The following is a 17,461-nucleotide window of genomic DNA, read 5'->3' on the forward strand; positions in this document are numbered from 1 at the left end:
CGCCGGATCTACAAAGGCACGATCATCGCTGCAGGTGGCTTCACGCGTGAGAATGCCGAGCAGATTATTGTCGACGGCCACGCGGATCTTGTTGCTTTCGGCCGGATGTTCATCTCCAATCCCGATCTGCCGGAACGGCTGCGTAGCGGTGCGCCGCTCAATCAATACGACCGCACAACGTTTTACGGTGGCGACGAGCGCGGTTATACCGACTACAAGTCGGTGCTTGAAGATGCCGTGGCTTGATTGAAATGGTAGAGACGTGAGCAGGGCGGCGGGGTTGTTGACTCCGCCGCCCTTTGAGTTCATTGAGCGAACGTAGGCCGGCGCGCTGCGACCGGTTATGCCTCGTCGGAATAACTGTTATGAGAAGTGCCGTCTATTCAACGCAATAGTGGACGTCCATCATTGATGTCACAAAGCCGAGGGGAGCTCGACTGAATGCGAACACTCGCAGTGATGCGGGCCAAGCGCTTGAGGACCATGGATGAATCCACGCCGCCTGACACCATCCATGTCGTTGCTCATAGCGTTCGACGCAACAGCTCGGCACTTGAGTTTTACTCGCGCAGCGGCCGAGTTGGCGCTGACTCAGAGCGCTGTAAGCCGCCAGGTTCAAGCACTGGAGGGATTGCTAGGGGTTCCGTTGTTTCGGCGTATCAATCGCAAACTACTCCCGACAGCAATCGGCTCTGCCTATCACCGGGAGATCAGTGCCGCGTTGCAGAGGGTGAGGAGTGCGTCGCTTCACGCGATTGCTTCGGCAACAGGGCGCGGCACCATCGATCTCGCAGCACTTCCCACGTTCGCCAGCAAATGGCTGGTTCCCCGCTTAAGTGATTTCTACGCCAAACACAGCGGTATCCTGATCAATCTTCATTCCAGAATCGGCCAGTTCGATCTGACAGCAGAAGGTATGGACGCCGCGATCGGCGTTGGCGTTGGCGTTGGCGCATGGCCGGGTCTGGCTTCGTATCGCCTGCGCGACGAAATGCTCCTGCCGATCATCAGCCCGGCACTCGCGGCTGCCACGCCGGTGCATAAGTCGGCGGACATATCGCGGCATCTGCTCTTACGCGTCGCCACGCGACCGGATGTCTGGGGGCGATGGTTCGAAGCCCAAGGGCTCGACTCTGAGGCGATGAACCTCGGGCCACAATTTGAATTGACTTCTCACCTTATTGAAGCGGTATCGTCCGGTATCGGCGTCGGCCTGGTTCCCGGCTTCCTCGTCCAGGACGAGCTGCGTAGCGGCGCAGTGCGGCTCGCTGTTGAGCGTCCCCTTAAGACTGGGTTGAGCTATTTTCTGATCCTGCCGTCGCAATCCGCGCCCCTGCCACAATTGCTCACGTTCAAAAACTGGATTTTGTCGATGGCCATGGACGGCGAGACACCGGTCGAGGACTGACCGGTTTATCTCCTGTCAGCCAATTCGTCGCGGGTTTTCCGAGGCGGCTAAATTTGTCTGCGAACTGCATCAGGACTGGATTAGATGATGCGGGAGGCCGGATCGGTTAAAGTCCGGATTTGCGGATGTTACGGATGGCTGGAAGTCAATGCTGGCAGGCGATTCCAACGAAATTGAACGTTGAGCAGTTCGAGCAATTTTTCTTGCCGCATCTGAGCCGGGGCCGATGCGGACCGGCACCGACGCTGGGGGTTGCACAGTCGGAGTAGGAATGACAGTCGCCCATCAGCCCCTCCACAGATCCGTACGTGCGGAATTACGGCACCGTATGTGTTTGCCAACATACGGCAGAGATTTTTTTGGTTGGCGGTCGCGGCAACCAGCGCATCGCCATGTCGTCGGATCTGATCCGCGACCGGTAATCAAAAAAATCTCTGCCTTATGCGCTGCAGCGCATAATAACGAACCTTGTTCATACCCGGTATAGCGATGGGTCCGTCGGTTCGGTCAGGAATTACCCCAGGAATTCCCGAGAAACGCCCAGCCTGAACATCGAAACGGAGGCTTTCAGCTCGCTCGCCCGGGACTCTAGAGAGCCGGCAGCGGCCGCCGCCTGTTCGACCAACGCCGCGTTCTGCTGCGTGACCTCGTCCATCTGCGTGACGGCCTGGTTGACCTGGCCGATGCCCTTGCTCTGTTCTTGCGATGCGGCGGTGATTTCACCCATGATGTCGGTCACGCGTTTGATCTCGCGAGTAATTTCGCTCATCTTCGTGCCGGCTTCCAGTACGTGGCTGGCGCCTGCCCGCACTCGCTCCACCGAATCGTGGATCAGATCCTTGATTTCCTTGGCTGCCGCCGAAGAGCGCTGCGCCAGCGAACGCACCTCCGAAGCAACCACCGCAAAGCCGCGCCCCTGCTCACCCGCCCGCGCGGCTTCGACGGCCGCATTCAGCGCGAGGATATTGGTCTGGAAGGCGATACCCTCGATGATGCCAACAATGTTGGCAATCCTGTCCGAACTCGCGTTGATGCCCTCCATGGTATCCACCACGCGCGACACAACGGCGCCGCCCTGCTCAGCCACCTCGACGGCTTGCGCGGCAAGCTGGTTGGCCTGGCTGGCATTATCGGCGTTCTGGGTGACGGCCGACGTTAGTTGCTCCATGCTGGACGCTGTTTCTTCGAGCGAGGCTGCCTGCTCTTCGGTACGTTGCGACAGGTCCAGATTGCCCGCCGCAATCTGGTGAGTGGCGGTGGCGATCGAGTCGGCCGAAACCTTGATCGCACCGATCGTACGCGCGAGTTGCTCCTGCATGCGTTTCATTGAAAACAGCAGGCTTGAGTGGTCATCAGGCCCCGTCCGGACCACCGCAGTCAGATCGTTATTGGCAATCTGATTGGCGATCTCGGCGGCATAAGATGGTTCACCGCCCAACGAACGGACGATACCGCGGTTAAGCAGCCAAACCACAACCGACAGTGCAGCGGCCAGCACCGCCAGAATCCCAAGGCTCTGATACAGCGACAGGCGGAATGCCTCGTCGATGTCGTCGACATAGATCCCGGTGGTTAAAATCCAATCCCACGGCTGATACGATATGTCGTAAGCGATTTTCGGGGCGGCTTCGGTTTGTCCCGGTCGCGGAAACGCAAACGCGCGGAATCCCTGGCCGTCGCGCTTGATGAGAGCAACCGCTTGCCTGAAGAAATAGACGCCGTTCGGATCTTTGAATCCGTTGATATCCTTGCCGATCATCCCAGGGTTCGTCGGGTGCATCAGGACGACCTGCGAATTGAGAATCGTAAAGTAACCGTCCTCGCCGTAGCGGATATTTCGAACGCTGTCCATCGCCCATTTCTGGGCTTCGGCCTGCGACATGGAACCGACGGCCGCCTGGTCGCCAAAGGTTTTGACGACACTAAGCGCGATCTCCGATGCATGTTTCAGGTCGGCCTTGCGCTCTTCCAGCCGAATATCTCTTGCCCGGTAAGCGTTGTAGATGGACATTCCAGCGAGACACAGCAGGCTCAGGATGAGCGGCAGCCAAAGCTTTTGGGCAAAGGAAAGTTTCATGTATTTGCTAACGCGGCACGTTTTATAGTTCGAGTCAGAGGGGAGCATCAACGATCAGGGACGCATTGATTAAGCGGATTCTTCGGTCAACGAAGTAGCCACCGCCCTCGGTGTAGCGCAGGAAGCAGCGCCCACAAACGATGCATTCCCACACGTTGCACCGGTTGTAGGGAAAATAGCGCGGTGCAATCGGTGCGTCCGCCGACCAATACCGGGTACCGTCAGGGTGGTATTCGTCGAATGGCGCTTCTTCCTCTTCGGAGCAGGACAGCGTGCCGAGTTCGCGAAGCTGCCCCTCGCGTAGAGACAACGGCATGCTTTCCCATCCGACGACAGGCGTATTCATGCACGAGCAGGCTTGAGAAACGGCCTCTGACCGGATCGCAAGCTGCATGAGCGAGGCGTAGTCGAAACGCAAGGACATATGGACGTGGCCCATTTAAATTTACGGATGCTCAGTGCAAGGCTCTTGTTGCTCGACGGCGCTCAATGAGTGGGGTCGGCCCGCAGCGCGGTGTTACCCTGGGCTACCGGCGCCCGGTCGGGCATCAGGAAGGCAATCAACGCCGCAAGGAATGCAGCAATCGCCAGAACAATGAGCGCCACTGAAAAGTTTCCAGTGAGATCCTTTATCACGCCCACAATCCACGGGCCGAACAAACCGCCGAATTGCCCGATGGTGTTGATCAACGCAATACCGATCGCGACTGCGGCCCCGGTTAGAAACTCACCGGTCAGGGTCCAGAATACGGCCAGACATCCCCAGATTCCGCTAGCTGCGATGCAAAGCAATACCAGGGCGACAGCAGGGGGCGATACAAAGGCGCAGGCCAGCAAGGCCAGTCCGCCGATGGTCATACACACGGCGATATGGAGTCTGCGCTCGCCGACCTTGTCGGAATGGCGTGCTACGAGATACATCGAAACCGCTGCGCAGCAAAATGGCAGCGCGGTGACGAAGCCCACCTGCACATCGGAGAGCGTGCCCATATGCTTGACGATCTGCGGCAACCAGAGCAAAACGCCGTAGAACGCTGTCAGGAAACAGACGAACAACGCAGAGAGACACCAGACCCGCGGCATCATGGCGATCTTCAGGAACGGAAGGCTCGCGGTTTTCGTGAGCTTCGAGGCTTCGCCCGCCAGCTCGGCGACGAGCCAGCTCCGCTGTTCCGTGGGTAACCACCTGGCACCCTCGGGTCGATCGGTAAGCCATACCAGCACGAACAGCCCGAGCACGACTGCCGGAGCCGCTTCGAGCAGCAGCATCCAGCGCCAGCCGGCCATGCCGTGCGTGCCGTCGAGAGCATGCATCAGAAGTCCAGAAACCGGTGAGCCGATTGCCGATGCGATAGCCGTCGCCATAATGACCCCGGCGTTCGCGCGGGATCGGTAGCGGACCGGAAACCAGTAAGCCAGATAGGCAACCACACCGGGAATGAAGCCAGCCTCGGCGACGCCCAGCAAAAAGCGCAGGACGTAGAATGAAGTCTGCGTATGGACGAATGCCAGTCCCGCCGACACAAGCCCCCAGGTGACCATGATCCGTGATATCCAGAGGCGTGCGCCGAACCGATGCAACATGATGTTGCTAGGTACTTCGAACACCGCATAGCCGATGAAAAAGATCCCCGCTCCAAGCCCGAACACCGATGCGCTGAAACCCAGGTCCTGGTTCATACGCAGTGCGGCGAAGCCGATATTGACCCGATCCAGATAGTTAATAATGAGCAATACGAACAGAAGCGGCACCAGTCGCCGAAAGATCCGGCTCATAGTGAGGGATTCGATAGTCTTTTCCATGCGGTCTCCTGGTAGAGGTGCGTGCCCGTCAAGCGGGCAGCGAAGCCTTCATGTCTTGTGGCCAATGGGTTGAGCGAATAAATCGCCCTTGTTTGGCCCGTCCCGTCAATTCGCCACAGTGTGGCTCGTGAGGGCCTGCGGATTGAGGACATTGATCGGTTTTCCCGCACGCCACGCGAGCAGTTGTTCGACCGCAATGCCGAAGTAATGCTCGTAGGTGTCCTTTTCGACGTAACCGATATGCGGCGTCGCGAGAACGTTATCGAAGCCGAGCAACGGATGATCGGCGTTGTAGATCGGCTCGCTTTCATATACATCGACGGCCGCGAAGCCGGGGCGGCCACTTCTCAGCGCAGCTTCCAGCGCACCGGCTTCGATAACCTCGCTACGGCTCGTATTGACGAACAGCGCAGTGGGTTTCATTGCCGTCAGGTCCTTGAGCGTAATCGAACCGCGGGTCGCAGGCAGAAGGCGCAGATGGCAGCACACCACATCGGCCTGGCTAAAGAATTTGACGCGGTCGGTTTCCGCTTCTACGCCATCGCTGGCCGCTGCCGACAATGATGTCTCGTGATCGCCTAGCGCAATGACCCGCATTCCGAACGCGCGACCGTATCCCGCCACTACGCTGCCGATCTTGCCGTACCCGGCGATTCCAAGCGTGCGTCCCTTCAGACCGATGCCCAGATGGCCTTGCCACAGGCCCGACTTGAAGCGCGTTGCCTCAAGGTGCACCTTGCGCATGGATGCCATGACAAGTGCCCAGGTCAGTTCCGCAGCGGCCGTCGTGGCGGAGCCTTCCGCTGACACCGGAATGCCGCGCGCCGTGCAGGCCGCGAGATCCACGTGATTCGCCGCGCGTCCAGTCTGGCTGATGAACTTCAGTTTAGGCAGGCGAGCCAGCAGCTCCGCGCTGATCGGCGTACGTTCGCGCACGAGTAATAGCGCGTCGGCGTCGGCGAATCGTTCAGCCTGGGCGTCGAGCGAAGTCACGGTATCGTTGTGGATCTCCACTTCGAAGTTCTCGCTTAGCGTCGGATAGCAGTCCAGCGTTTGGACACAGTCTTGGTAATCGTCTGAAATAATTACTTTCATCTTGTGCTCACTAGCGCGTTAGATCTTTGACCACGGGGCGGAAACCAGCAACTGGTTTTCCTGCTGCTGGATATAGCGGCCTTCTGCCGTCATTTTTTTGTATGCCGACCAATCCGGGTCCGCTTCCATCGCCGCGCGACGCATCTGGCGGTCCTCCGCACTCTGGTAGCCCCAAAGATGAACTACCTGATTGAGCGTTCCGACTTCGGTAACAAAGTAGCCGAGCGGATCCCCGACATGCCGTCGCTGAACTGGCAGCCCGTGCGCTTCGTAGACAGCCAGGTAAGCTTTCAATTGGCCCGGCACGATGGTGTACCGGCGTAGATCGACCAACATCTTCTGATTCCTCGTGAAAATACTGTGGCAGTCTAGAGGCGCCGGGTCGCATAATACAATCGAGTAAATTCGCTTGATTCACGAGAAAAATCGATGAATGATGAAAAGACCTCCAAGCGGCTGTCGATCCGGCATCTGCGGGCATTCGTAGCCGCTGCAAAGCACAAAAGTCTGACCCGCGCCGCTGAGTCGCTGTTTGTGACCCAATCCGCGCTGAGCCTGACGATCCAGCTTATCGAGGAAGATCTGGGTGTTCTGCTGTTCGATCGTTCGACCCGCCGGCTCGATCTGACCCAGGCGGGCGAGGAGTTCTTGCCGTCGGCGGAGCGGCTGCTACACGATTTCGACTCGGCGATCCGAACCATGCGCGCGCTGGGCAATCATGAGCGCGGCAAAGTCGGCGTCGCAGGGGTGCCGTCTGTAATGGCATTGCTGCTTCCCGAGGTAGTGGCGGCCTATATCGAGGCGTTTCCCGACATCGATGTGTATCTTCGCGAAGACAACTCCGAGGCAGTGCAGCGGCGCGTCATCGATGGCGACGTGGACTTTGGCATTTGCAGCCCATGGCAATCCGATCCGGAACTCGTCTTCGAACCACTCTTCGAAGACTGCTTCGGCGTCGTCTTTGCAGACCACCATCCGCTCGCCGCCAGCACGGGCGAATTGTCATGGCAGGACATAGCCGCGTATCGGATCGTTGGCTTCACGCCTGATCTCGGCATGCAGCATCAATTGAGCCATACGGAAGGACTCAGTCAGGAGGTACGCCAGCCGCGTTACCAGGTATCCAATACGTCCGCCATCGAGGCGCTGTTAAGCCGCGGCGTCGGCGTATCGGTGATGTCCGCGCTTGCGGCACAGCGGGCCCCGCTCGACCGATTGAGTCTCAGGCTTCTGTCGAAGCCAGTGTTGACGCGCACCGTCGGGGTCGTGCGAAGACAGGGGAAGTCGTTGTCGCCGGCGGCCTCGACGATGCTCAGGCACATCCGTAGCGCGGTTCCACGACTCTCCTGCTTTCCTGGCCTGCAAGTGCTTGGCGACGTCGCCTGAAGGGCGCCGGCCTGGAAAGAGTCTGCCGGAGCGTCGAAGGTGCCTGCCCAACCAGCGGCGTGATTGCGCCGATGCGCTGCCAGTTTTCAATCCAGACCCGTGCGGCGGCCAGTTCGGCTGGCCCAACCCGCCGGATCGAGAGCGTGTGCACATCGAGGGTTCGATCTGGCTGCGTTGCTTCGACTTCGCATGGTCGATCGCTCAGGATAACTAATTCATCTCGATCAATGTAACGAACCCAGAAGTCCGCGAGACGATTGTCTCCATTGATCTGCACGTACCCTGGCCGCTCGCAAAAAGTAATCACCGGGGGATCGGCCTCGAGCAATACCCACTGCTCAAGCAAGGCGCAGCGATAGAACGTCATCCGGCGCGTGAGCTTGGGGCTGAACGCTTCGAACCGATGTGCTCCTCGCGGGCGGGCGAGCGCAACCGGCTCTGCAATTTGCAGAGGATTTTCCATAAGATCAACGACTTATGGACGGGATTCGAAGTGTAGGAGGCGAATTGATAAATTTAATACGGACATACGCGAATTGACGCTTTTAATACGATCCAAAGGGATATAAAAGTGACAACGCGCTCGCGCTTTGCCGCGCCGCTGCTACATTGGGGTGTTGACAGATTTAATGAGGTCTACGCCAGACCGACCTCGCCGAACTCATTGATCAGCGCCAGCGCCTTCGCCATCTCCGGCTGCTGCACGAGCCGGTTGAGTACTGTCGTCTTGCCGCTGCCGAGGAAGCCTGTCAGAAGCGTTACCGGAATTGGATCCATCGGATGCTCCGTGTCGGAAGAAACCGTTTCATCAATCTTCAGCCTGACTTCCGGCGCCCCGAGGGACGCGCGTGGGTCATCCGGCTGGCAGTAACGACTCGTCCGCCGATGCCTTCGGGATGCCGCGGCGGACCGACCTGTCATCTGGCATCTTCCGCAGCTGGCGGTTCCCCGCCCCATACAGGGAAGGAGTCCGGATAGTCACCCCACGCCTGCGGACCGGCCGCCATTTCCACGTCGTTGAGCAGGCACGCATCGAGCCGACGCCGAAGCACCACCTCGTCCATATCGATGCCGATCAACACCAGTTCCTGCCGCGCGTCCCCAACATTCGGATCCCAGCTCTGGTCGATCACCTGGAGCGACTCAGCGTCCTCTGGCTAGTATGCCTTCGGCACCGCAGCCCACCAGAGCCCTGCTGCACCGTGCCGGCAAACGGCGCCGGCCTGCGACCCCGATCCAGCATGGGTTGGCCTGCTCGCCAGCCAGAAAAAGCCCTTGGAGCGCACCACGCCCGGCCATTCGCTGTTCACAAGATCCCAGAAACGCTGCGGATGCATTGGGCGCCGCGCACACCACACAAAGCTGCGAATACCGTACTCCTCGGGTTCCGGCGTATGGTCGCCTCGCAGCTTCCGGAGCCATCCCGGGGCTTCGGACGCCTTTGCAAAATCGAAAAGCTTCGTGTCCAGCACACGGTCAAGCGGAACCTTGCCGAACTGGGCGGTCTCGATCCTCGCGCGGGGATTCAGGACCTGCAGGATCGCCATCAGGCGCTCGCGGTCAGCGTCGCCGACCAGATCCACCCTATTGAGCACAATGACGTCGCAGAATTCGATCTGTTCGACGAGCAGATCGACGACCGTACGCTCGTCCTCCTCTCCCAGCGATTCGCCCCGGCTCTGCAGAGCTGTCCTGCGAGCGGTAATCCCTGAGGAAGTTGAACGCATCGACGAAGCCCCTTAAGTTGACAGTGCCCCCACGAGCGATGCATGCCGAACGATGTCGCAACATCATCCGGATGCTCGCCCCCGGCCATGCGTTGAACCGCAAGGATGCGCATCTCTTCAAGCGTATCGTGAGCCAGGCTCCGACCGTCCCGTTTCATGAGCGCCCCTGTCAATTACATTCGCTCAAGCATAGTTCACTTGTCCGCAAAATTCCTGACTTATGAATAAGAAGCTGTTGCGAAATTAGTTAAACCAAGGCTTTAGGCGCGTCCAGCAAATCAAGGCGCAAGCTAACGAGAGGAAAGCCTCGTGGATATGAGCGTAGCGTTCATAGCGAATCTTCAGGCGTCGAAACGAGTGCAGCCAGGCAATCGAGCGCTCGACTTGCCAACGCGTTTTTCCGAGTCCGCTGCCATGGGGCGAGCCAATTTTTGCGAGCAAGGGCGTGATGCCACGTTCGCGCAAGCGCTGCCGATGTGGCTCGGAACTGTAGCCGCGGTCGCCCTGAACGATTTGCGGCTTGTGCAGGGGATGCCCGCGTTTGCCCCGGATGTGTGGAATGGCCTGGACCAGTGCGTCGAGCTGCGTAATGTCGTGACGGTTTGCGCCGGTCAGGATGACCGCGAGCGGGATGCCTTGCGCGTCGACGATGAGGTGGTGCTTGCTGCCGAGCTTGCGCCGGTCCGTGGGATTCGAGCCGGTTTTTTCCCGCCAGCATGGCGCGAATTGACGAGCTGTCGACGATGGCACGCGTTAAATCGATTTCGCCACGGCGGCGCAGTTCGGCCAGCAGCGTTTCGTGGATACGTTGCCAGACACCGGCCTTCTGCCATGCGACGAGCCGTCGCCAGCAGGCCGTGCCTGAGCCGCAACCCATTTCCTGCGGCAGCGGGTTCCACGCAATGCCCGAGCGCAGCACGAACACGATGCCGGTCAGCACTGCTCGGTCTGGCGTCGGTTTGCGCCCCGCGTACTGGCGATTGCGGGGTGCTCGCGCGGGCAGAAGCGGTTCGATGAGTGACCACAATTCGTCGTCTATGAGTTCTTTAGGCATTGCTTCCTGTCAGGCAAAACAAGACAAGAAGTTAACACCAAGTCAGAAAAGTTAACAGACCCAAAACTTAATTTCGCAACAGCTTCTAAGCTATTCACGAATCCCGGTCATACCTCATCATGGCCGTCCGTTCGGTATCCGAAATGGTTTCAAGGCGTCCGGCGCGGACGCCCCCTACGTTGTTCACGAGGATGTCGAGGCCGCCGAGCGCGGCGAAGGCCTGCGCGATCGTCGGCGCGCGCCCGTCCGGCGTCGTTATGTCGGCGGCGATGCTCGAGACGGACGGAGCGGTTTCCTTCAGCGCCCCAGCGCGTGCGCGAGCGCGAGGCCGATGCCGCTCGATCCGGCGGTGCAGGACGCGTTTGCCTCCGATCTTCATGATTGCGCCCCCTCGAGCTTGTCCTGCGTCCTGGTGTCGAAATCGCTGGCGTCATGACGCTCGCGCAGCTGCTCGGACGGCACTCCGCTCATGCGGTTGACCATGCGGCCGCGCCTGACCGCCGGCCGCGCCAAGATGGCGTCGGCCCAGCGTTGCACGTTCTTGTAGTCCTGCACGCTCAGGAACTCCGCCGCCCCGTACAGCCAACCTTTGACGAGCCCGCCGTACCAGGGGAAGGTCGCGATGTCGGCGATCGTGTAGTCGCTGCCGGCGAGGTATTCGCTCTCGGCGAGGCGCCGGTCGAGCACGTCGAGCTGGCGCTTGACCTCCATGGCGAACCGGTCGATCGCGTACTCGATCTTGGTCGGCGCATAGCCATAGAAGTGGCCGAGTCCCCCGCCCAGATACGGGGCACTACCCATCTGCCAGAACAGCCAGTTCAGTGTCTCGGTGCGCGCCGCGACGTCGTTGACGAGGAGGACATCGAATTTTTCCGCCAGATACAGCAGGATCGAGCCCGATTCGAACACGCGGATCGGCGTCGGGCCGCTGCGGTCCAGTAGCACCGGGATCTTCGAGTTGGGGTTGACCGAGACCAAACCACTGCCGAACTGGTCGCCGTCGCCGATCTTGATCAGCCAGGCGTCGTACTCGGCGCCGGCATGGCCGAGGGCCAGTAGTTCTTCCAGCATGATCGTGACCTTCACGCCGTTGGGCGTGCCCTGCGAGTATAGCTGGAGCGGGTGCCGGCCAACCGGCAGTTCTTTCTCATGCGTTGGCCCGGCGATGGGTCGGTTGGTGCTCGCAAAGGCACCGCCATTGGGCTTGGTCCAAGTCCAGACCTTCGGGGGTGTGTAGTCGTGGGAGTTTGCCATGTTGTCTCCGCAATCGGTTCGGGGCCAGCTCAGGTGGCCGGGGCAGAGTTGGACGGGAAGAGCGCGCGCCGAGTCTCTTCATCGTTGACATTCTTGAACGAGTTATCAGTGCCGCTTCCCCACCTCAGCGGATCCGGCTTACGGGAGGCCGTTGCTTGCGCCTTGTCGCTCATCTTGCGTAGTCCTCGACTGGATTTCCGATTGTCGTCGTCCGTCGCTTCGGCGCGCGCAAAGGCTAAGCGTGGTGTTATTCGACAGGAGGTTGCTTTGGCGTTTTCTGCCCTGCGGAGCAGACAAAAACAACGTTCCGCACCTGGTTAACCCTGTTCGCAGGACAGTGCGCTGTTGGTGCTGCACGTCACCGTTCTCCCACGGTCAGAACGATTTTGCCGATATGTGCGCTGGATTCCATCAACGCATGCGCCGTCTGCACCTCAGCGAGTGGCATCGCGACGTGAATTACCGGCAAGGCGCGGCCCGCTTCGAGCAACGGCCAGACCTTCTGTTCCAGCGCGTTTGCGATCGCCGCCTTCTGGAGAGCCGTGCGGGCGCGCAGTGTCGAGCCAGTAAACGTCAGGCGCTTGAGCATCAGCGGCATTGCATCGAGCGTGATGCGGCTGCCTTCAAGGAAGGCGATCTGTACAAGACGCCCTTCCACCGCAAGTGCCTTCAGATTGCGCTCGATGTAGCCGCCACCGACCATATCGAGAATGACGTCGACGCCGTGGCCTTCCGTAACGCTGGCGACGACCTCCACGAAGTCCTCGTCACGGTAAACGATTGCCCTCTCGGCACCTGCAGCGACACACGCTTCGGCCTTCGCGTCGTTGCCGACGGTCGCGAACACGCGCACGCCAGCGGCGCGCGCGAGCTGGATCGCCGTCAGGCCGATACCGCTCGAGCCGCCATGCACGAGCAAGCTTTCGCCCTCGACGAGACGGCCACGTTCGAACAAGTTGGTCCAGACCGTGAAGTACGTTTCCGGCAGCGCCGCCGCTTGCTGCAACGAGAGCCCGTGCGGCACGGGCAAACAGTGTAATGCGTCTGTCACGCAGAATTGCGCATAGCCTCCGCCTGGCACCAGCGCGCAGACCTGGTCGCCGACTCGCCAGCGCGACACGCCTGCACCAAGGGCGGCAATGCGCCCCGACACTTCCAGACCGAGGTGAGGCAATGTGCCGGGCGGCGCTGGATAGGATCCAGAGCGCTGCAGGACGTCGGGGCGGTTCACGCCGGCGTAGGCGACCTCTATCAGCACTTCGCCGGGCGCCGGCACGGGCACTTCGCGTGACGCAATATGCATGCACTCGGGCGGGCCGCCAGCGCCGTGCTCGACGTAGTGCATTGAGGTGGGAAGGGGAGTTGGCTTGTTCATGGTCGTTAAGCGTATGTTGGGTTCAATATGGTCGTCGGGCAGACAGAGTGATGCAGGATTGACGGGAGCGGCTGTGGCTTGCATCAATATTCTCCAGATGTGTTAAAGGGACGCGGCTATTCTCACGGCGCGGAACGCGACGGCCTTAGACGTCGAATCGAAAGGTATTTCCGTCGCGCACCAGTTTGCCGGCCGTGGGTGCCGCGAAATGAGTGCCGATGACAATTTCGGCGTATCGGCAAACTTCTCCAAAAAATTGATCCGGGTATGGCGCGCCTGTTGTGTATCATCGTCGAACACGCAGGTCCACTTCGGATACGCGACCGGCATCGGGTGATGCATCATGTCACCGGTAATAACGGCGCGTTCGTCTTTTGATTCGATCACGATGCTCACATGACCGGGGCTGTGTCCCGGCGTTGGGGTAAGCCGGATTTCCGGTGAGATGATCGCATCGGTATCGACCAATTCAACAAGCCCCGCGTCGACCACGGGTTCTACGGAATCCGCCATCACTTCAGAAATGTCCAGTGCCTCGTCAACCCACCCCGGCAACCGCTCCCGGTACTGCCTGGTCTCCTTGGCGCAGAACTCATATTCACGCCGGCCGAAGTAGTAGCGGGCATTCGGAAACGTAGGTACCCAGCGACCGTCGACCCACATCGTGTTCCAACCTACGTGGTCGACATGCAACTGCGTGCAGAGGACACCCGAAACCGTCTCGCGCGTCCAACCAACCGCCGCGAGTTTCTCGAGATAGTCGTTATGCATCTGGTTCCAGTCCGCCAAATGACACTTCTTGTCGTTTCCGACACAGGTGTCGACGACTACGCGCATCTCGGACGTGTCAACAAGCAACGAATGCAAGCTCAGCCGTAGATCTCCGGTCGACGTGACAAAGTGTGGCGTCAGCCAGGGAACCGCGCCGATCGCTTCGGCCGTCGCATCCGGCCAAAAGCTGTGCTCCCCACCCATTCCGGGAACATCCCATTCAAGTTCCGCAATACGAGTGATCGTGACATCACCCACTTTCCATGCAAGGTTGGTCAAATTCAACTCCTTAATGTCGCAGGTGCGTTGCGCACCAGCACAGTGTTTCCCGTTCCTGCCAGTCGTACTCGAAGTGGATTGTTCTTTTGAAGTTGACGAAGGCAACGGCTTGTCCACCTTTAAGAGACGGTTTTCGTCAATTCCCGTCGAGATAGCGACCAAGCCCAGCATCCGGCTACGCGCAGCGTCCCACCGCAGACCAGTCGTGCTCCGCTCCTAAACCATGCGCGCGCGACGCCAAGGAGTCACACGCACTCCGCTTCGACCGTCGTGGGGACATTCCTGAAGCGCTCCTCAAGCTCGGCTGCTGTCTCATCTTCTGGAATACTCTCCAGCGGGCAGCGCCGCCCTTTTTGAAACCGCCTCCAAGCGACCTCCTTTCGCAGCCAAAAGCACGAAAAGTGATTCGCGTGCCTGGGCTGGCGAGCACTAGCGCGAGTGCCGAGTGCCGAGTGCCGTGGGGTTTAAGCTTGCTCATCTGTCCACCACCAGCCGATGATTACGGTGCCGCACCGGATGGCGTACCACCTTGTCGAGCTTGATATCTTTTCCGATGCGCGCAAGCAGAGCGTCCATCTCACGCCTTGCTGACTCCGGCGCGCGCTGGTAATAGAACAACGGCCTCTGGAACATGTACTGAATGCACGTCCACACATTGCGCTTACCGGACGCCGTGCCGATTGTGAAATCCTGAGTGCCGAGGAGGCGGGGAATCGGGCGCGAATAATTCGCATCGATCCAGTCCGCCACGCGGTCGATCGTGTCGCAGGCGACCGGAACGTATTCTGCGAACATATGCCGCAGTAGTGGCATCAGTGTTTCCGGGACCACGTCCTCGCCGAAATACTCACCCTGCCCCTTGGCGGGAGAATTCATACGCTCCACCCAACGAACGACGTTGGGGAAATCCCGCTGCAACAGCGCGGAGGAATAGAGATCGCGGTAAAAGTGGGCATATAGCGGCCCCATGAACGCGAAATCCGCGGTCGATGGCCGCGAACCGAAAAGATAGCCATGCTCTCCGAAGTGCGCGTCGAGCCAGCCGAGAAGATTCTCCGTCCATCGCTGTACTTCGGGTGCTGTCTCCGGACTTATGCCCAAGGACGGCAAGCGATCACGGGCCCAGGCACAACTCTTCTCGCCGATGATCAATTGTTGGCTGGCCTGGGCCATTGGCTCGTACATACGGCCAAATTCGGTCTTCAGATATTCGTAGTTGGTCTCGAGGAACGCCCATCGGAAGTACATGGCCGGAATGCGCACCCAGTCATGAGCGTAAGCCTCCACCAAGAGATTAGCCAAGTGCAGAACCGGCGTGGAGGGATAAACGGAAACGAGCGGGAAACGTGCCTCCATCTCGTCGATAATGTCGGTCGAGTCCTGAAGCATATCGCCTTCCGGCATCCGCAGGACGGGCATCATTCGATAGCCGATCCGCGGGACGAGAAAGCTGTCATAAACGGCATTGGACGCAACCATTTCCTGAAATGGGATGCCCTTGAAGATGAGGTACGACCTCACCTTCGCCGTATAGTTGGAAATCTGGGCGCCGTAGAGCGTATAGACGTCGTGCATGGTCACTTCCTCATGATTTGATAGATCTGACTCCCGATGTCTTCGGGGCCGCCGCTCGCGAAGGTAACGACTCCAGCCAACATGAGCACATTGCCGGCTCCAATGAAACGACTTTTCGTATTGCTTGACATCCTTCCGTGTGGCTGTCTCCGGTACCACTTCCTTGTCGCAGCGGCTGTTAGAGGAACGAGCGAAAGCACTTGTCGGCCGCATTGTTATCGAATGTTAACCGGGGGGCAGGAAGCCAGCTATGTCCGGGGGGAATAACAATCATTGCGCGACGGAATGGGCTTTGATTCGAAAGCCTGCACTGAAATCTATTGAAAGAAGCCCCCTATGCCGACGCTCCCAAACGTGGGGGGGAGCCTGCGGGCCGCGCCGAACATCCGCAAGGGAGCGCTCTCGTCGAATGCCAAAATTGTGTATGGCGAATTTGTGTATGGCGAATTGCTAAGCGCCGAGCCCGGAAGGCAGGCCGTCGACCAGGACGAACTCGAAGGTGGAGCAGCTTGAACGAAGGGGGATGATCGCCTGATAAGCTTCCGACCTATAGCATCTTTCAGCCGAATCAAAATCGGGGAATTCCGCAATGGTTATGCGACGACTCTCCTGCGGACCCTCGAATGTAAGGACCTTACCGCCGCGTACTATGTGACGCCCACCAAAATTCGCAATCACACCTGGGGAACGTGACGCATACGCCTGGAAGGCGACGGGATCCTCGACGATTGCACGCACAACGAAATAAGCGGACATAGAGTGACTCCTTGATTTTCTTCAACACAACGTTCAACAGAAAACAGGCCCCAGTGCCTGAGTAAGTGGCTCTTGGACGGCGCGTCATACTAATTGGAAGGAAAATTCCTCATCAGGTTCGTCGTGTGCGTGTTCGTGGCGCTGGCGCACATCGCCGTTGCGACTGTTATATCGGCTCGACACGTTCGCATAGTGAGCTGTCGAAAGGAGTTCGCGCTCAGTCGGTTGCACATCTCCCTTACTGTTGCACTAGCGTGTCGACGAGGGCCAGTGCCGCCTGCTTGAGGCGTTTCGGATCACCGTACACCCGTTCCATGACGGCGATTCCACGCGTCATCGTCACGATAAAGCGTGCAGCCTGACGCGGCGGAATGATAAGTTGCGCGCGCGCCTCGGGGATGTCAAGGACACCAAGCAATACATTTTCGAGCTCGTCGAGCATCCTCATTACGAGCTCCTGCTGGCGCGGCAATTCTGGGTCGATCTCGACGGCGATTTTTGTCGAGAGGCAGCCGCGGGCAGGCGAGCCCTGCGTGATCGAATGGGTTGCGAACGCAAAGAAAATCGGTCAGTGCAGTGCGCAAGTCGCGCTTGTTGAGCGCCTCGCGCGCGTCGACAATGAAACGTTCCGCGTAACGCTCGAATACCCGCAGGAAGATCTCTTCCTTGTCGCCATACGCGTTATACAGCGAGCCGCGTTGCACACCCGTCGATCTCGCTAGGTCCAGCATCGAGGTCACCCGAAAACCTTTAGCCCAGAATATATCCAGTGCTTGCTCGAATGCGCTGTCTTCGTCAAACTGTCGCACGCCTGCCATGGGCTTTACTCCCCGTAAATGGATTTCTACAGTTATTTTCCGCGGCGGCCAGGCTCGTAGCAGATCATCGATCTCGACGCGAA

General features: G+C 59.2%; 18 protein-coding genes and 5 pseudogenes. 5 read left to right on the forward strand and 18 right to left on the reverse strand.

The annotated features are described in order from the left end of the window. Together P3T22_RS31725 and P3T22_RS31730 are read left to right on the forward strand one after the other, a co-directional pair. Positions 1–246, forward strand: a pseudogene (locus P3T22_RS31725) (alkene reductase); the annotation flags it as partial. Between the two features lie 241 nt (positions 247–487). Next, positions 488–1,408, forward strand: a complete 921-nt coding sequence (locus P3T22_RS31730) for a LysR substrate-binding domain-containing protein (protein ID WP_429327088.1) — start codon at positions 488–490, stop codon at positions 1,406–1,408. A gap of 514 nt (positions 1,409–1,922) precedes the next feature. Here P3T22_RS31730 and P3T22_RS31735 read toward each other — a convergent pair. From P3T22_RS31735 to P3T22_RS31755, 5 genes are all read right to left on the reverse strand, one after another. After that, a complete protein-coding gene (locus P3T22_RS31735) occupies positions 1,923–3,485 on the reverse strand; it encodes a methyl-accepting chemotaxis protein (protein ID WP_429327089.1) in 1,563 nt (520 codons plus the stop codon). 34 nt (positions 3,486–3,519) lie between these two features. Then, positions 3,520–3,924: a hypothetical protein gene (locus P3T22_RS31740; protein WP_429327090.1), complete on the reverse strand. Its 405-nt coding sequence runs from the start codon at positions 3,922–3,924 to the stop codon at positions 3,520–3,522. A 47-nt stretch (positions 3,925–3,971) separates the two neighbouring features. After that, positions 3,972–5,288: an MFS transporter gene (locus P3T22_RS31745; RefSeq protein ID WP_429327091.1), complete on the reverse strand. Its 1,317-nt coding sequence runs from the start codon at positions 5,286–5,288 to the stop codon at positions 3,972–3,974. Positions 5,289–5,393: 105 nt separating this feature from the next. Continuing rightward, entirely contained in the window at positions 5,394–6,383 is a 990-nt protein-coding gene (locus tag P3T22_RS31750) for a D-2-hydroxyacid dehydrogenase family protein (protein ID WP_429327092.1), read from the reverse strand. Positions 6,384–6,401: 18 nt separating this feature from the next. Continuing rightward, the gene (locus P3T22_RS31755; protein WP_429327093.1) at positions 6,402–6,719 is read right to left on the reverse strand and encodes an NIPSNAP family protein; all 318 of its coding nucleotides are present in this window, start codon (positions 6,717–6,719) and stop codon (positions 6,402–6,404) included. Between the two features lie 93 nt (positions 6,720–6,812). Between P3T22_RS31755 and P3T22_RS31760 the strand changes: the two genes are divergently transcribed. Next, positions 6,813–7,769: a LysR family transcriptional regulator gene (locus P3T22_RS31760; protein ID WP_429327094.1), complete on the forward strand. Its 957-nt coding sequence runs from the start codon at positions 6,813–6,815 to the stop codon at positions 7,767–7,769. Here P3T22_RS31760 and P3T22_RS31765 read toward each other — a convergent pair. From P3T22_RS31765 to P3T22_RS31805, 9 genes and pseudogenes are all read right to left on the reverse strand, one after another. Beyond that, positions 7,696–8,232, reverse strand: coding sequence for a hypothetical protein (locus tag P3T22_RS31765; RefSeq protein ID WP_429327095.1), 537 nt, complete (start codon positions 8,230–8,232; stop codon positions 7,696–7,698). The two genes, P3T22_RS31760 and P3T22_RS31765, sit on opposite strands and share 74 nt — an antisense overlap. Positions 8,233–8,411: 179 nt before the next feature. Next, positions 8,412–8,546 (reverse strand): annotated as a pseudogene (locus P3T22_RS31770) (GTP-binding protein); the annotation flags it as partial. Positions 8,547–8,686: 140 nt separating this feature from the next. After that, a pseudogene (locus P3T22_RS31775) lies at positions 8,687–9,500 on the reverse strand (GTP-binding protein); the annotation flags it as partial. 19 nt (positions 9,501–9,519) lie between these two features. Next, positions 9,520–9,654 (reverse strand): annotated as a pseudogene (locus P3T22_RS31780) (IS630 family transposase); the annotation flags it as partial. 85 nt (positions 9,655–9,739) lie between these two features. Further along, positions 9,740–10,550, reverse strand: a protein-coding gene (locus P3T22_RS31785; protein WP_429327096.1) for an IS5 family transposase whose coding sequence is annotated in 2 segments (ribosomal slippage) — positions 9,740–10,202 and positions 10,201–10,550 — 813 coding nt in all. Because the reading frame shifts where the segments join, the coding sequence is not laid out codon by codon here. 94 nt (positions 10,551–10,644) lie between these two features. Next, positions 10,645–10,929, reverse strand: a complete 285-nt coding sequence (locus tag P3T22_RS31790; protein ID WP_429327097.1) for an SDR family NAD(P)-dependent oxidoreductase — start codon at positions 10,927–10,929, stop codon at positions 10,645–10,647. Beyond that, complete coding sequence (yghU, locus tag P3T22_RS31795; RefSeq protein WP_429327098.1) at positions 10,926–11,804, reverse strand: glutathione-dependent disulfide-bond oxidoreductase; 879 nt, start codon at positions 11,802–11,804, stop codon at positions 10,926–10,928. The genes P3T22_RS31790 and yghU overlap by 4 nt, the downstream gene beginning before the upstream one ends. Positions 11,805–12,162: 358 nt before the next feature. Then, the gene (locus P3T22_RS31800) at positions 12,163–13,149 is read right to left on the reverse strand and encodes an NAD(P)H-quinone oxidoreductase (protein WP_429327112.1); all 987 of its coding nucleotides are present in this window, start codon (positions 13,147–13,149) and stop codon (positions 12,163–12,165) included. 132 nt (positions 13,150–13,281) lie between these two features. Then, positions 13,282–14,229 carry an MBL fold metallo-hydrolase gene (locus P3T22_RS31805; protein ID WP_429327099.1) on the reverse strand — a complete coding sequence of 316 codons (948 nt, stop codon included), beginning with the start codon at positions 14,227–14,229 and terminating at the stop codon, positions 13,282–13,284. Positions 14,230–14,483: 254 nt separating this feature from the next. Between P3T22_RS31805 and P3T22_RS31810 the strand changes: the two are divergent. Further along, a pseudogene (locus tag P3T22_RS31810) lies at positions 14,484–14,570 on the forward strand (IS5/IS1182 family transposase); the annotation flags it as partial. Between the two features lie 133 nt (positions 14,571–14,703). Here P3T22_RS31810 and P3T22_RS31815 read toward each other — a convergent pair. Next, a complete protein-coding gene (locus P3T22_RS31815; RefSeq protein ID WP_429327100.1) occupies positions 14,704–15,804 on the reverse strand; it encodes a glutathione S-transferase family protein in 1,101 nt (366 codons plus the stop codon). 336 nt (positions 15,805–16,140) lie between these two features. Between P3T22_RS31815 and P3T22_RS31820 the strand changes: the two genes are divergently transcribed. Then, positions 16,141–16,317: a hypothetical protein gene (locus P3T22_RS31820; RefSeq protein WP_429327114.1), complete on the forward strand. Its 177-nt coding sequence runs from the start codon at positions 16,141–16,143 to the stop codon at positions 16,315–16,317. On the opposite strand, the gene P3T22_RS31825 is transcribed toward P3T22_RS31820, so the two are convergent. From P3T22_RS31825 to P3T22_RS31835, 3 genes are all read right to left on the reverse strand, one after another. Then, positions 16,255–16,560, reverse strand: coding sequence for a DUF1330 domain-containing protein (locus P3T22_RS31825; protein WP_429327101.1), 306 nt, complete (start codon positions 16,558–16,560; stop codon positions 16,255–16,257). The two genes, P3T22_RS31820 and P3T22_RS31825, sit on opposite strands and share 63 nt — an antisense overlap. Before the next feature lie 238 nt (positions 16,561–16,798). After that, a complete protein-coding gene (locus P3T22_RS31830) occupies positions 16,799–17,056 on the reverse strand; it encodes a hypothetical protein (protein ID WP_429327113.1) in 258 nt (85 codons plus the stop codon). Further along, positions 16,962–17,378, reverse strand: a complete 417-nt coding sequence (locus tag P3T22_RS31835) for a TetR/AcrR family transcriptional regulator (protein ID WP_429327102.1) — start codon at positions 17,376–17,378, stop codon at positions 16,962–16,964. The genes P3T22_RS31830 and P3T22_RS31835 overlap by 95 nt, the downstream gene beginning before the upstream one ends. Positions 17,379–17,461: the final 83 nt, after the last annotated feature.

It is taken from the genome of Paraburkholderia sp. GAS348 (assembly GCF_050434205.1).
GTDB lineage: Bacteria > Pseudomonadota > Gammaproteobacteria > Burkholderiales > Burkholderiaceae > Paraburkholderia.